Genomic DNA, 15722 nt, shown 5'->3' on the forward strand with positions numbered 1-15722 from the left:
CAGTTACTATTGGTTAGAATAACTTGTGGTTATTGCTAGTCTCGGGTACGAACACTTTTGCAACCGGGATATCAAATGGCGGCCTGGTTAAATCGACCCGATAAACGCGATCAAAGCCGGCATCGGTGAATTCACTGATCACTCTTCTATAATCAACTTGCAGGTCTCTATCGGACTTGTCTTCGAAAGTGGACCAGGGTACCTCACCTTTCATTTTATTAAAGTACTTGTAGAGACCGCTGAACGTGTCGGCCTTTTTGTAGGAGGCGGAGTCTTTGAGGTCCTCACGAGCGCCGTGTATGAAAGTCAGCCGGGATTGAGCCGCTTCGGTGATGGCTCGGGTTGCAGCCAGCGAGGCACTCAGGTGTGTACCATAGCCCATTCTCACCTGTGAGGTAAAACTGGTGGGATTTCCATCCAGGAGAATCGCCCAGAAAGTGGGGAGGTCAATTTCACCCTGTACCGATATTAAGACCAGAGTAACATCGGCCTGATCCAGCTTTAAACGAAGATCAAGAATCATCGGGTCATCAATCGTACCCGTATCGATCACCTGACATCGCTTCATGGTGATCTTACCATCGACCCCCAATCGACTGATCGTGTCACGCTCGGCTACTTCATATAAGGCATGTAAGGTGGCCTCAACCAGATGGTTTCCACTTGCCAGGCCATTGGATGTCCACATATAGCTTTTTAAGCCTGAAAAATACACGGCATCGGAAGGCAACCATACCGCTTTTCCGTCAGGCAGGTTTTGACCCCGGACCCAGTCGAGCTTAAAGTCAGCGGAAAAATATCGGTGGCGCCATGATCCCGTGAGATCTCTCGGTGACACAACCTCCTCGCCATCCCTGGTTAAATCGGAAAGCGAAGTATACCGGCTCTCTCCTGTGGGATTCTCTGCATGAAATAGTTCTATAGCTTCCATCAGCGACGAGACCTGCGCATCAATATGGCGCAAACCTTTACCATTGGAAACCTGGAGGAGGGTCCCGGTCGGCCGGATCGCGCAGTAAACGGGAATCCCCAGATAGTCCAACCCGGTAACATCGGCGCATCGGGTAATGCCGGCCAGCGGCAGCAGCGGCCGAATTTTATCGTAGGTTTGCTCGGGGGGAACCAAGCGATGGGTCCTCTCTCGCCACGCTTTTGATAATTCTTCCATTTATCCTCTACCTTCCAGGATTTCACATGCCCGGCCTGTGAGCTGCAGTTCTGTCAGTAGGGCGGCAGGTGCACTCCAACCGACACCGAAGTATGCCGGACCCATTTCGAGTACCCACGAACTGAGAGGGTGTGCATCCGGGGAGGTAATACCTTTTTGCCGGGCCCAGTCCTCGATAAAATGCACTGTGCTATCGGCTTCGTCCGCCGGGGTCACTCGCGGGATACCAAAAAAACACGGCCCGTTTTCCAGAATCCACTCCACCGATGCGCGTTCGGCGATCAGTGTTTCATAGAGGGATAAGGTTAGTCCGTTTTTTTGCATCCACTCGGCACCATGTTGTTCGGATAGCTTTTCATTCCATTTGTGGTTGAAATCTTCCAGATAGTCTGACGGGCAAGCCTGCCCGTTTTGTACTGCCCATTCCCCCACGTATTGCCGCTGACGCAGCAGCATAATCATGCTTTCTAAAGATTGCTTATCGATTACTCGATATACCTTTTTCAGTAGTTCTGCGCCCGTAGCGGCATCCCTGAGACCGTTGAATCCATTTGCCATAAAGCGAGATTGGCGGCGCGCGGGTATATTCACTAGAGGAACATAACATCCAGGTACACTAACCGCCTCATGCCGGGATTGCTGCGCCACATACTTCAACGCGTTTGTGGCATCCATTTGTTTCTGATCCACCAATCGATGGGAGATCACAGTGTCAAGTATGTTGCGCTCTTCGTCGGACCACTTTGCCACGACAGGTGAATCGAGCAGGCCGGGCCATGAGCGGTCGCCATAAAATAGCGCCTTTGCGTAGGCAAGCAGCTCTTGTACTCTCACTTCCGGCAGAGCACAATCAGCGGCCCCCAGGGTAAACCGAATGTTTACCAGAGGGTCGGATAGGGCGCGAAAATCGAGTTCTTCACTGGCATGCAGCAAAGCGACCTCGTCGTCACCGTCCAAAAATCCGTCTCTATACCACTCGTATACTTTGCCGATACCCCGCATACCCAAACCGTCGAGTTCCGCAGCTCGCAGGGCGCCAATGCTGGAAGCACCTATTACCTGCACACCTTCGCTCATGGCGTCAACAATTTCACGATGCCATATAGATGGGGTCGAATGAAACATCCCGTCGATTAACACGACTGTTTGGATGCCGGAAGGCAGTATACGGTAGATATCACCCTGTTGCGCCGGTGGAAGGTACTCGGCTTGCAGAATCTGTTGGGCATGTTCTTGCTGCATAGACGGACCCAAAAATACAGCGACAGACCTATTTTTTTTCATAAGCCAAAAGCCTTCTTCCTGACAAGGTAGCTGCCCAAACGCGCTTTCAGGCGCGGCGTTATTGATGAAAATTCGGGTCTATTAATGCTTGCAAACTCCCATAGAAGATATATCCAGCGCTACAATCGGGCGTGGCACTATTAAATTGTGGTACCACACTTCCGCTGAAGGCTCGGTGTCGATTCCCCAAATGGCGTCGAGGCCGAAAACCCCGTAGTTCTCCCGTTCGGCGGAAAACTTCTCTACAATATAGCGTTCGGCCGCCTCTATCGTCTCAAAGGCACACCCTCCCTGATAGCCCACATCTTTCCCTCTTTTGATAACTTTGCTCCCCACTTCTAACTGAGCGAGGTATATGTGCCTTTTACCTACTGTGTAAATCAATACATTCACCGATAACATACTAAGTGGAAAGTTTAAAATTGCGGCTATACTGACCCGCCTTATAGACTGATCCTAACTCGACTGGGATAGCCTAACCACACCAATCCGGCCATTGAGAAACATAATCACGCCAATCAGCCGGCAAGATCACCCTTATAGATTTTCCTATATGGCATTTTCTTGCTTCCGTAGCAGCATGTTTGAGTTATACATATTTCGGTATTGGGTGGGAGTCACGCCTTCGGCTTGAATAAAGTGCTTTCGAAAGTTCACTCCAGTGCCAAAACCGGTAATATGGGCAATCTCGTCAATTCTAAGATCACTGGTCTCCAGAATCTGTTTTGCATAGACTAACCGTTGGTTGGACAGCCACTTTTTTGGGCTAAGTCCGATAATTTTTCGAAATTTTCTATCAAAACTACGCCGAGACAAGTAAGCTTTTTTCGCCAGGCAGTCAATATCGTTTATGAGCCCCAGATTACTCTTTGCCCAGTCGATAATTTCGTTTATTTTTTCGTGCTTCGTATTTAAACCTGTTGTAAGATCTTCTCCATATACCGAATTCGCTCTGCGATATAGTGAGAGTTTTCTCATAACGTAATTAGCGACCGTCACGCCAAAGTCTTTTTCGATAATATGCAGGCCCAAATCAAAGGCGGCTATGCCACCGATTGAGCAATATATATTTTCATTCTCCGTAAAGAGGACGTTATCCATGACGTTTACCTGCGGATAACGCTGAGAATACCTTTCCCTGAAATCTCTATCGCATACCGTGCGATTGTTGTCCAACAACCCGGCTTGAGCTAATAACAGCCCTCCCAGGTTAAAAGCTATCAATCTGGTGCTATCTTTGTATAACTCTCGTATAGTGCTACGAGATATCGAATCCAGGCTGTAATCAACATTGGTTATATCCGGAATAATTAGAGTGCCGATATCTCTAAAACGGCCGCAGGCACCCTTATTTTTTCGCTTCCTCAAAGAATTTATGTCGATAACATCAACGGCGTAATAATCCCTCTCATTGGGCATTGCTCTGACGAACATCTCAAAGGTGCAACTTTGGTAGAAAAAGTTGAACTCTTTACCGGACAGGATGGTCAATCGAATTACTTTTTTTTCACTTGACATTTCCGTTACACTCAAAGGAATTAGTCCCCCGCCACACAAATGGCAGCCATCTCTTCTATTCAATTTATAGATGGTTTTACTAAATTAAACTGAAACATCGGAGCCATTACTGCTCTTCTAATGTAGAGAAATCTCGACGCCGTTTTTCATAACGAAGTCGAAATTTGTCAAAGCGCCTATATCCTGCAAAGGGTCACCCTTAATAGCCACTATATCGGCAAGCATGCCGGGTCTTATTGAACCTAGTTTCTCTTCCTGCCCTAAAAGAGAGGTGGCAACGTGAGTTCCACTCTGGATCGCCTCCATTGCAGGCATACCTGCATGGGTTTGTAGAGGTTGGAATTCACCTGCCTGGCTAAGATCCCAGGATTGAGACCCGGCGTCGGAACCGAGTGCAACCTTCAGGTCAGCGCCACAAAAATTTTCTCATCAAGCTGTCTTATTTATATGCTATCCGCTTTGTATTGAAGGGACGTTATTGAGCGGTATTACCAATATTTACATTAGGAAAAGGCCGCGTATAAGGCAAAAAATATATTATCTATATATGGCTTTTATTGACGTATCTTTAGGTAGAAGAATAACCTTTTTGCTACGTATAAGTCACAATTCATCCTGCAGTCGGCCTAGGCCTCTGAAAAACCCATAGCAGCGGCTGATGCATAACCTTGAAAAGGAAGTACAGAATACCCGTTGAAAAGCTTTACCTGCCAATGGCGGAAATCTCGAGAAGGAAGAGAGTGGATAGCTACCGGTGCACCAAAGCGGGCGCTGTATAAAACACCATACGTAGCCAGAGTCGGGTACTGAATCGCCTTGAAAGCCAGACCCCGATGCGTTGTGAAACTCCCGATAATCAAATAGACGCCAAGGAAAATTAGCAGAGTGCCGCCAAGAAGCGCGACTAGCGGTTATCAACCTGCACAGAGTCTTCTTAAACTATGACTATTCATGGTCTTCCGGGCATTCACTAAATGATGCTAACTATTTTTCAAAATGGAGCCTGCCGGTGACATCCGGGTTTTATCGGCTGAAAGCTTTTGTCAAGGGTGTGGTTCTTGCCGGGTACTACTGCAACTGCGGCTGAAATAGTTGCAGAAAAGACCACGTTCCAGAAGCTCTCAGAGAAAGAATGATTTTTGAGAAGTATGAGAACCATCTCGAATCTATCGTGAGCCTGCGATTTACTTCTCCATGGTTGACGTCTTCAAACCTGGCCGGTTGATCGTGTCTTCAAAAACGCCAGCGTTGTTACACTCCATTAAAACTACGAGATCGCGTAGTGGCTTTTACCCTGTGAGAGTCAGTAAGATCGCGCAATCAGTTTTTGTGTGCGTGTCCAAATAGAAGGTAACCGTAAAGTAATTAGGCTTGTTTGATTAATCAATACACACAGTTCGCTTTAGACCGCAATACCATTGGCACTGCGGGTGCCCCGTTGAAATCTCTGGGAAGGAACTCCATGAATCTCCACGCTTTTTCTCTTATTTCTATTTGCCTTTTTCTGCTGACGGATAATGTTGCAGCCCAAGATGCAACGGTGGGTACCCTCGGCGGTGATTTGACCGTCGCTAACGGCACAGCCAACTATTCAGTGCCTATTGAGGTGGCGCCGGGCCGCGGTGGAATGCAGCCAGAGCTATCTCTACATTATTCTGATGCAGGTGGTAACGGGGTTTTGGGTATGGGTTGGGGCCTGGGTGGTTTATCAGCCATTTCCCGCTGTGCGGCGACCATAGCGCAAGATGGTTTTTGGGGCGGCATCAGTTTTGGCGCGAGAGATCGCTATTGTCTCGATGGACAACGCCTGGTTCCAATCGAGGGTGATAGTGGCGAGGTGGGCACGGAATATCGAACAGAAATTGATAGCTACTCGCAAATTATTGCCTATGGTGGTAGTGACTACAACCCGGACTACTGGGTTGTAAAAACCAAAGCGGGCCAGGTATTGATTTACGGCGGCGGGGGTAATGCGTCCCAAACGCTACCTCAGGGAACAAGTAGCTGGCTTCTGCGCAGTTTAAATGACACTACCGGTAATAATCCCGTTACCTACCAGTACGTAGTAGACCAAAATATCCATTATCTGGATGAGGTCAGCTACAGCGGTGGACGAGTTGAGATGGTATACAGTGATGCCAGAGCTGATGCCGCCGCCAGTTTTTTCCGTGGCCAGACGCTCGTTATGAAAAAACGCCTGCAACAAATCAACACCTACTCGCCTTCGACGCTACTGAAAACCTATCGGGTGACCTACGAAGGCGGCGACACGGTAACAACACCCTCTAAATTGACCGCTATTACTGTCTGTGATGCGCAAAATAACTGCCTTCCTGCCACGAGTTTCGGCTGGTCGGATGCGGGTGACGGAAGTTTGGGTGGGATGTTCAAGAGATCCACCAAAACCGGTGGTTATGGGCTCGCCGGTCTGTATGATGTGGATGGTGACGGTTACCTCGATGCCGTATGGCAGAAGCGCACCAAGTCACTTATCGCTATGCGGGTCGCACTCAATCAACGTGATGGGACTTTCCGGCAAACCACTTACAGTAGGGTGGCAAATGGGAACTATTCACGTTGGTCATTTTCCGGTATGTACGATGTGAATGGGGATGGTTTGGTAGATGCCGTTTGGTTAAACAGTCCTGTAAGAGGTCCTAGTCTGGCAGTTAGTCTGGCTCAAGGCGATGGTAGATACGGTAGCATTATTACGCAAGCCTCGAATGTTGATAACGAGAGAACATGGAAGGTTGCCGGAATGCATGACGTCAATAGCGATGGCTTACCTGATGCGATCTGGCAGTACCAACATAAAGATGAGGGTTTACGCATCGCAACCAGACTGGCTCAGGGTGATGGCAGTTTTAGCGATCTTATTGAAACTGTTGTGGCTGAATCGGGCGACTACAGTACCTGGTCCTTTGCCGGTATGGAGGATACCGATGGTGATGGTGCTAAGGATGCGGTATGGGTTTATCGTGGCGTTAATGAAAAGGGTAAGCTTGTGGAGGAGGGTACCCGTGTCGGGGTGAGCTTGTCGCAGAATAATGGGTCATTCGGTGACTTGATTAACACGCACACCACAGAGAATGGCGATTACAGCAAGTGGTCTTTTGCCGGCCTGTACGATACCAACAGTGATGGCCTACCCGATGCGATATGGCGAAAAGTTGGTAGTTTCGCAACCAGCTTCTCGCTCGGCAATGGCCGTTACGGTGATTTGCTTGTTGATACGCATGGCGCCATCAAAGGGCACTTTGTTGGTATGCAGGATGTGAATGGTGATGGTTTGGCGGATGGCCTTTGGGTCTCCGGTCGTGCCACCTGGAAAAATTCTGTAAAGATTTATACGCGCTTGGCCATGGGTGACGGTCGTTATCGACCGGTAGTCACCAGTAGAAACCTGGGGCGAGGACATCTTTCTGCCAGCGGAAGATCGAGCTTTGTGGGTACTTATGATCTTAACAACGATGGCCTGCCGGATATGTTCTGGGAGCTTAAAGCGTATGACGATGATGAAAATAAGTATGATCCCCCACGGGCTATTTCCTACAGCCTGGGTATCGGCGGCGGATCTTATGGGCCTATCCGTTCAAGATCTGCCAACAAACACTCATCATTCAGGGGACTCTATGATGTCAATAACGACGGCAGCAATGATGTGGTTTGGACAAGAAGCGAAGATATCGATGTCAGGCATTCCAATAGCCGGGTTTCCAGAATAACGTATATCGTTGATGGTCAGGGGAAGCGGACCTCGTTGATATATTACCCCCTCAGTAATCGAGCTATTTACACCAAAGATAATGACGCCGAGTATCCACTGATTGATCAGATCGGGTCGCAGCATGTGGTGGGTAGCGTTAAAACCGATTACGGCGTCGACCGGTATGGGCGGACCCTGCAAAAGAAAACCCTGTATCATTACAAAGGGCTGAAGCACCATGTCTTAGGTCGCGGTAGCTATGGCTATGCAAGCATTACGGAATCCCACGCGTTCGCCACTGGTAGCGGCTACTCCGTTAATAACCGGCTTAATCTTACCTTCGATCAGCGCGATTTTCCCTATACGGGTAGTCTCTCAAGCGAGGAAGAACAGTACAGGCATGGGCGTGACTTTCAGCGTGCGACCCTAAAGCGAGATACGACTGAAGCCCTGGAGACTTTTCCCGGTGTCTACCAGCTCAATCTAACGCGCTCGGAGAAGCATCACTATGAATTGGGCAGTACCGAAGCTTTTAAAAGAACCGTCACGCTTCGGCGTGGCATTGACCGCTACGGCAACGTCGAACGCACCGATGTAGTGAATTTTGCCGGGGATAACGCTTTCTCTACCATTCTCATCAATAACTATCAAAATGATGAAAGTCGGTGGCACCTTGGGCGCGTGCTTACGTCGGAGACTATTTATAACAGTCCGGACGCTCCTGATGAGCGCCGTATCAAAAACTACAGTTATGATAGTGCCACCGGTTTACGCCTGTCAGAAACTCTTACTGGATCGCAGACCGGCGAGACCCTGACTGCGACTCACAATACCTACAATCGCTATGGTCAGGTCACGCGTAAAGAGATGCATTCTCCCAATGATGGTGTTCGCTACATCACATATGCCTACACCAGTACGGGTCGGCTGGCCGAAACCTGTAATGTCTACAACGAATGTGAGTCCCATAACTACACCCCGGAAGGCTGGCTGGCCACAAGCACCGGTCCCAACGGTATTGCCACCACCTGGGACTACGATGGCTTTGGTCGCAAAGTCGCTGAAAACCGTGCCGATGGTACGCGCACGCAGACAGATCGCTACCTTGCCGGTAGCGGCTGGTGTGGCGACGTGGCCGATGGCGCCTATCATTGTACTCTCAGCCAAACCTCCGGCGATCAGCCGGTGATCACCCAGTATGATGCGCTGGATCGCGTAGTGCGAACCATCAACGTGGGCTTTGACGGCCGCTTGATCTTTAGGGACACTACTTACAATAACCGCGGTCTCGTAGACCGTATCAGTCGTGATTACTATCAAGGCGACCATCGCGTATGGGCGCAGACACACTATGATGCACTGGGTCGCGCCACTCACATGAGCGAGCCTGGCCCGCAGGGTACTGCGAGCGAGGTACTCACAGAATACCACGGCTTACGCACCACTGTTCGTCGTGGCCCTGATGCCTTGACGACGACGATCTTTAACAATGCATTGGATCAAAAAGTCCGTGTTGAGGAAGAAGAAGGCAGCACTATCGAGTACACCTACAACAGCGATGGCAATTTACTGACCACCCGGGTAAACGGTGATCCAGCTACCACGATTACCCTCAACTATGACGAATTTGGCCGCAAAGTCGGGATGGATGACCCGGATATGGGGCAGTGGCAGTACACCTACAATGCCTTTGGCGAATTGATCCGCCAGGCTGATGCCAAAGGCCAAACCATGACCATGGAATACGACCTGTTGGGCCGGATGGTTAAGCGCACTGAACCCGAAGGCGTAAGCACCTGGACGTATGGCGATAGCCGGTCCCCTCAAGGGAGTATTGGTAAACTATTACAGGAGAAAGCCCGGGGTATTACCAAAGACTATGCTTACGACAACCTCGGCCGGTCAATCGCAACCACCACTCGAATTGCAGATGTCGGTAGTTTTACCGCGCGCACCGGCTACGACGCCTATGGTCGTGTTGAGCGTGTGCAATATCCCGGTGCCGAGCGTTTTTCAATAACCAATATCTACAATAGTAATGGCTTTCTCTCAGCGGTTGCGGGTGACAGAAGCCAGGCGGAGCCCCACGATTATGCACAACTCGCTCCCTTGGTGAGTGAGGCGATAACACTGGCAGAAGAGTACGTAACCCAATCAGTAAATTTACGCGTTTTAGGCGAATACTACCAAGCACAAGCGACACACTACCAGGCACTGGTTGGTGATGGCCAAATCGATAGTATACTGAGCGAAAATTTGGCGATTCACCAAGACCTTTTGTCAGCCGTGATAAGCCAAGGAGAAAGCGAACCTAGAAGTTTTCTGGGCCACTTAAATAATACGATTGATAAACTGCAAGGTATTAGCGAACTCATCAATACCCAGGCCCAAAGCTACGAAGCTATTGCTGAGCAGCTCGTCGTCTTGGCCGAGCAGGCCCTAGCCTCTGCTGACAATAGCTTTCAAGTAACGACGACACTTAATAACGCTGCCAGTGTTTACGACGATTTTGCCAATGAGGCCGGCACCAATACCATTACGTATTGGCGCGCGGTGGATGTTGACGCCTCTGGTCGTATCAGTGCCGAAGTTTACGGTAACGGTATCGTTAATGACTATGTCTATCATCAAGGGACAGGTCAACTGGAAAGCATTCATAGCAGCTTGCTCGTTTTTGACGCGGTTCGTCACTTGGAGTACCAACACGATGCTTACCAAAATGTCACTCTGCGTCATGACATGGTCAATGATATTCGAGAGGAGTTCGGCTACGATCGCCTGGATCGCTTAATCACCAGTACCGTCAGTAGTGATCTCTACAACACCACGGCGGGCCTGAATGCCACGCAAGCCCTTACCTACGATATCTACGGCAATATCACCCATAAGTCCGACGTGGGTGATTATACCTATGGTCAAAATGGCGCAGGTTTTCATGCGGTGACCCGAGCGGGCAATAATACTTACACGTATGATGCCAATGGCGATATGATCAATGGTGATGGTCGCGCGATTCAGTGGAGCAGTTTCAATAAGCCTACGCGAATTACTCAGCAGGGCCGCTCCGCGACCTTTAGCTACGGCCCCGATCGTGCGCGCTTTAAGAAAGTGAATCACTTGGGGGATACCACATTATATCTTGGTTTATTGGAAAAAATCATTAAGGCGGATGGTGCAACCGAAGATAGACACTATATCTATGCCGCGGGTCAGTTAGTGGCAGAACATATCGTCTCCAGCACGGATGGCATACAGACTCGTTATTTGCACAAAGATGCTCTGGGGAGTGTCGACCTTATTACGGATGCCTATGCAAACGTCGTCGACAGGCGCAGTTTTGATGCATGGGGTAAATTGCGACATTTTCCGTGGCAAGCGCAAGCGGGCGTAAACGACCCGCTCTACTTAACGCAGCTTCCATATACCAACAAAGGTTATACCGGCCATGAAAGTGTACAGGAAGTGGACCTGATTCATATGAATGGTCGGATGTACGATGCTACCTTGGCACGCTTTATCAGTGCCGATCCGTATATTGAATCCGCCGGCAATAGCCAGAGCTATAATCGCTACAGCTATGTGTGGAATAATCCGATGAAGTATACCGATCCTACAGGGTATCTCCGCAGCGCCAGCCAGGCCGCTGAGCCGGGTATCATGGCTGTCGTTAAGTCAGTCATAAACTTCTTTCGTAATTTAGGGTCTTCTTCAAGGTCACGAAATTCAACGAACAGGCGCGATGAAAGCAATAGTGATCGCACTAGAACGGGCGCTGCGGCTTCGGAAACTGCCGTCAATGCCAATTCCAGTGCGGAGTTATCCAGCGACGAATCCTCACCGAGGCTCCTGGATAGTGAAAATAGTTATTTTCGAATTGTTACCTTTGAAGAAGCTGAAGCACTTATCCGAGAAGGAAAATTCCTCAGTGGTGCGAATAGAGATGTTGAGAATGTGGTAACAGGGTTAGCAGATGATTTTCCTTTCCCGGTTAGAATAGAGGATAATGATCGAAATTACACAGAATTTGTTCTCGCTTATGTAAATACTGCCCGTAATCCAACGGGGGCAGACCCGATGCTGTTGGCACAGACGTCAAATCGACATGTCCTGGAGCCGACAGATCCACCACCGCTTTTCGTAAACCCTAGTCGTAGAGAAAGAGCGCAGCAATTAGAGCGATCCATTGGATTGGCAGTGATTGGTCCTCCTGTCGCTGTCGCAAGCACATCTTTTTCATTACCAAAAATGGGTTCACGTGTTGTATTCGCAGAAGGCGCGTTGACGGTGCGTGCCGTTAATACGTTAAGAAACTCACGGTTCATATCTTCTACTCGTTCGTTAGGCAAAGCTTTGGTGAATGAAGTGAGGACTAACCCTTATGTTGCAGGGACTGATTTTATCTCTGGTTTAGCGAATGGTACTAGCGGCAGTAGTCAAAGCGTATCATCGGCGGCTGGGGTGGTTATAAGAAAAACCATTGTTGATCCTGTTATAAAAAATTTCTAAGAATCGACTGAACCAGTACGTCAGATTCAAAAACTGGAGGTAGATCGGCATGGCGCTATATTTAGGTAAAAGAGGTGCCAATTGCCGGTCTGCTGTTGGACTGTGCTTCCAGAAACACGGACTGGGCGCCCCCTCTCAATCCCAGCAAGCAGACCCAGCCCAGCATCATAAGCTTTGAGTGTTCCGCGCGGCAAAGCGTTGCTTTGCCGCTCCCAGCTCCACCTATTGTGTCAGTTATTTAGCTGCAGAGTAATTCCATTTGCTTTTATTCTCCTAACTGTAGATGTATTTCAAATTATATTCGACATGCCGCCGTGTGGCTCTTCGTGCCTATATCTGTTTGCGTGAAGGCAAAGACACTGCGATTCTGTCCAATCTGGATATAATGAAGTGTCTCGCTCCACCGCAAACAAGGCCTTAGTTACGCTTGCCACTCATGTCGAGGCGGAGTAGCGATATTCAGAGCGAGGCGGCAACGGTGTCTTTCAGGACAGTTGTCGCCTCAATTTGATTGGATACACGGAGCAGTGACACACCATCACCATTTTTGGCCAATTTACTATGACGCCCTAGGGCAGACCTTTGCCATCACGGATCGGTCGGGCCTAAGATCGGCGATCGGTCACCGTCTGTGGCTGGCCGACGAAGGCAATGCCCGCCGTTTTATCCGGCGCCTTCCCCCCGATGTGGGCGCTGCGTTGAACCGACTCACACAACGTCTTTGCCCCCCCGGTCCGCTGACAACCACATTGGCAAGCGCCAATAAGGACTTGATTTGCCGTTTGCTAGTTCGTGGTGATCTTCGCTGCTATAGCGTGTTAACAGCCGCAAAGCCCTTACCGCCGATTGCTAGCGCTGACAGCCTGGTTCTGCGTATCAACCGCTTGCTGACCACTCTGACTTCTCTGGCACGGGTCGCCCCAGTGGGCCGGGGCGATCCTCTGCCGTTACTGCACGACTGCCCTGACTCCGAAACACTAACACTTTTGCACCGGCAGTTATGGCGTATGGACATGCAACTCTGGACTTTGTCTCTCGCTAGTCGTGACTCTAACCGGCTTAGGCAGGAGATGGTGCTCCGTGAAGCCCGTTTGAAGTCAGTTAGCTATCAAAAGCTGGTGACCCTCTTGGGGGTTGATCCGAAGCTTGTGCATGGGGCTGTGTTTGCCGACGCTTACGCTGTCGCCCGGTTGTGCTGGGAAGATCTGGAGCGACGGCTGAAATGGCTGGTGGGCGATATAACTTTGGGTCGGGACCCGACCGGGCAGGGCCCGGTGACTGAAACCGGCTTCGCAGTGCTGTTGACGGCGGCGCTCTATGAAAGGGGCCGGGCGGTTAAATCCACAGGCGGACAGATAATCTCAGTGCTACGGCAACTGGGTTGCTGTTGTCGGGAGTTGGCGATAGCCAAATTACCCCCGGCGCGGAAAAGCCGATCCCGGGTGGCAAAGGCGTCCTCCCTCGGGGATTTCGCGACGGTGGAATCGGCGCCAATATCGGTAGCAAGCGCGCCTTCGGCAGCATCGCCGCAGATAGTATCCAATACAGAACCGGTTCCCGACACGGTGGCGCAAGCGGAAACGGCTGTGCTGGCGGCTCGGTGTGCCATGTCGTTTTGTGAAGTTTGTCAAAAAGCGGCTCCACATTTATCGGAACAGGGTCAGCATAGGAACTCCAGTCAATGGTAGCAACACCCGGTTTTTCCAGCCTGCAACGGGCCTGCCCAGGCTTTAAACACCACTATGCGTTGCTTGACTGCGCGATTGACAACTGTATCTATCCAGCCATTAAAGGCAGTGGCCACTGGCATCAGTGTCTTTATCGCAACACTGATGAGGTTCTGGAAAAAGTCGCTCCCCATGTGGTGTCACTCAAAGCGGGAGGCTTTTGCGATTGGTTGTTTAGCGAGGGCTGGGGACAAAGCTGGGGCATTTATATCGCCAGTGACAAAAACCTGGTAGAGATTCTCCGGCACTTCCGGCAGGTCAATAAAGTCAGAGGCCCTGGGCTGGAGAACTGGTTGTTTCGTTACTATGACCCGAGAATACTGCGGGATTTTCTGCCCAGCAGTGATGGTACCCAGCAGTACCTGCTAATGGGATCCATAGGGCCTTTGTGGATGGAAAGTGAAGATGGTCAGTACGCGGTTAAATTTGATCGTGGACCGGCGCAGCTGCGGATTGAAAACCGGGATTGGGAGGGCGTGGTCTCGGCACAGAGGCAGTATCCACAGGTTGCCGGCGAAGGGGACGCGTCTTCGATATTGAGAATTCGGCAGGATCAGGTTCAATTGCTGGCAAAGACGGCTTACCGGGCTTTTGTCCGCATGCTGGTTGGCGATATGCAAAGGTGTTACCCGAAGAGGTTGGCCGCTTACGATAACACGGTACTGTACCGGCGGATTGACCAAGCCCTGCAAACCTTTCGGTCAATGGGTGTGAAAAAACGTCAGGATGGCTACTACTGCGTTGAGATGTGTGTGTTGATGGGTTGGGATTTTATGGAGTCAGCCAGCTATGGAGTAATAAGACGTGATTTTCTTGAAAATATTGCACTGGGCGATCTCAGTCAACGGGTAGAGGCAGCTTTTCAATACTGTAAGGATAATGTTTTTAACACGGAGGCCCCTAAATTGCTATGATGGGAGGGGATGAACGTGGTATAGTTGGCGGGCAAGAGGAGATCGGAGAAGTCGCTGCTGTATGCCAATATGGACAAACGATAGCGCAGCGCAGAAAAGAAGGCGGCAATCCTATCCAGAGTGTACTCGATCATTCTGATCAATATTATTACAATACGGAAACGCATACCTACAACCTTATTGATGGCGGCAAAGGTGCTATTAAGAATCGGGCCAAGCTAAGCCGAGAAGAATTTGCGCTTAAAGACACCTCAAATACCAACGCGCGTCGCCATGGTGTTCATGAAATCAAGGTTCGACACGACACCCTACCCGAGAAGCAGCAACGTAAATTAAAGAAGTTGGAAGAAGAGCGAAGGCGGGCCCGAAAACAGAAAAAAGCTATTGAGGATACGCTCAAAAAGGGGGGCGACACGATTGACGGGCAATCTTATAATCGGATAAAGGATGTTAAAGCCTGGAAGGAAGCGGATCATGATTTGAAAAAGATCAGCGAGAAGCTTGGTGAACATGCGGCGAATGCCGCAATTAATCAGCAACTTCCTAACGCCAAAAAGTTGCACAGTGATACGCCGGGTGATGGTAAGCAAGGCCAGTTTGACAGTGTGTATCAGGACGGCGATAAAATATATATTATCGAGGCCAAAGGAGCTGGGGGGCGAAGAACTACACGTAATAATTCAAAAGGAGATCCTGTCGAACAGGGCACTGAAGAGTATCGCGACGAAATTATTGAGAATATGGAAAAAGAGGCCAAAAAAGATCCCGAACTAAGAAAAACTGTTCGTGCTTTGAAGAAGGCAGTTAAACAAGGAAAGTTAGAATATCTGGAGATAGTACAAAAAGCTAATGATGACGATGTTATTCCACATGTTCAAATTTCAAAGTATGAATAGAGA

General features: G+C 49.7%; 8 protein-coding genes. 3 read left to right on the forward strand and 5 right to left on the reverse strand.

Annotation, left to right across the window (positions count from 1 at the left end; translation table 11 throughout):
• Positions 1-13: 13 nt before the first annotated feature.
• The 5 genes from FKG94_RS06330 to FKG94_RS29480 all read right to left on the reverse strand — a co-directional run bounded on the left by FKG94_RS06330 (position 14) and on the right by FKG94_RS29480 (position 4375).
• Entirely contained in the window at positions 14-1168 is a 1155-nt protein-coding gene (locus tag FKG94_RS06330) for a YcaO-like family protein (RefSeq protein WP_142903349.1), read from the reverse strand.
• On the reverse strand, positions 1169-2452 hold the full coding sequence (locus FKG94_RS06335; RefSeq protein WP_142903350.1) for a TfuA-like protein: 1284 nt from the start codon (positions 2450-2452) through the stop codon (positions 1169-1171).
• A gap of 81 nt (positions 2453-2533) precedes the next feature.
• On the reverse strand, positions 2534-2845 hold the full coding sequence (locus FKG94_RS06340) for a hypothetical protein (protein ID WP_142903351.1): 312 nt from the start codon (positions 2843-2845) through the stop codon (positions 2534-2536).
• A gap of 156 nt (positions 2846-3001) precedes the next feature.
• On the reverse strand, positions 3002-3985 hold the full coding sequence (locus FKG94_RS06345) for a GlxA family transcriptional regulator (protein WP_142903352.1): 984 nt from the start codon (positions 3983-3985) through the stop codon (positions 3002-3004).
• Between the two features lie 102 nt (positions 3986-4087).
• Positions 4088-4375, reverse strand: a complete 288-nt coding sequence (locus tag FKG94_RS29480) for an amidohydrolase family protein (protein WP_142903404.1) — start codon at positions 4373-4375, stop codon at positions 4088-4090.
• 1057 nt (positions 4376-5432) lie between these two features.
• Here FKG94_RS29480 and FKG94_RS06355 point away from each other — a divergent pair.
• The 3 genes from FKG94_RS06355 (at position 5433) to FKG94_RS06365 (ending at position 15719) form a co-directional block, all read left to right on the forward strand.
• Entirely contained in the window at positions 5433-12182 is a 6750-nt protein-coding gene (locus FKG94_RS06355; RefSeq protein WP_142903353.1) for an FG-GAP-like repeat-containing protein, read from the forward strand.
• A gap of 1681 nt (positions 12183-13863) precedes the next feature.
• On the forward strand, positions 13864-14823 hold the full coding sequence (locus tag FKG94_RS06360) for a DUF4123 domain-containing protein (RefSeq protein WP_142903354.1): 960 nt from the start codon (positions 13864-13866) through the stop codon (positions 14821-14823).
• Entirely contained in the window at positions 14820-15719 is a 900-nt protein-coding gene (locus tag FKG94_RS06365) for a hypothetical protein (RefSeq protein WP_142903355.1), read from the forward strand. The genes FKG94_RS06360 and FKG94_RS06365 overlap by 4 nt, the downstream gene beginning before the upstream one ends.
• The last annotated feature ends 3 nt before the right edge of the window (positions 15720-15722 follow it).

It is taken from the genome of Exilibacterium tricleocarpae, from assembly GCF_007004655.1.
In the GTDB taxonomy this organism is placed as follows: Bacteria; Pseudomonadota; Gammaproteobacteria; order Pseudomonadales; family Cellvibrionaceae; genus Exilibacterium; species Exilibacterium tricleocarpae.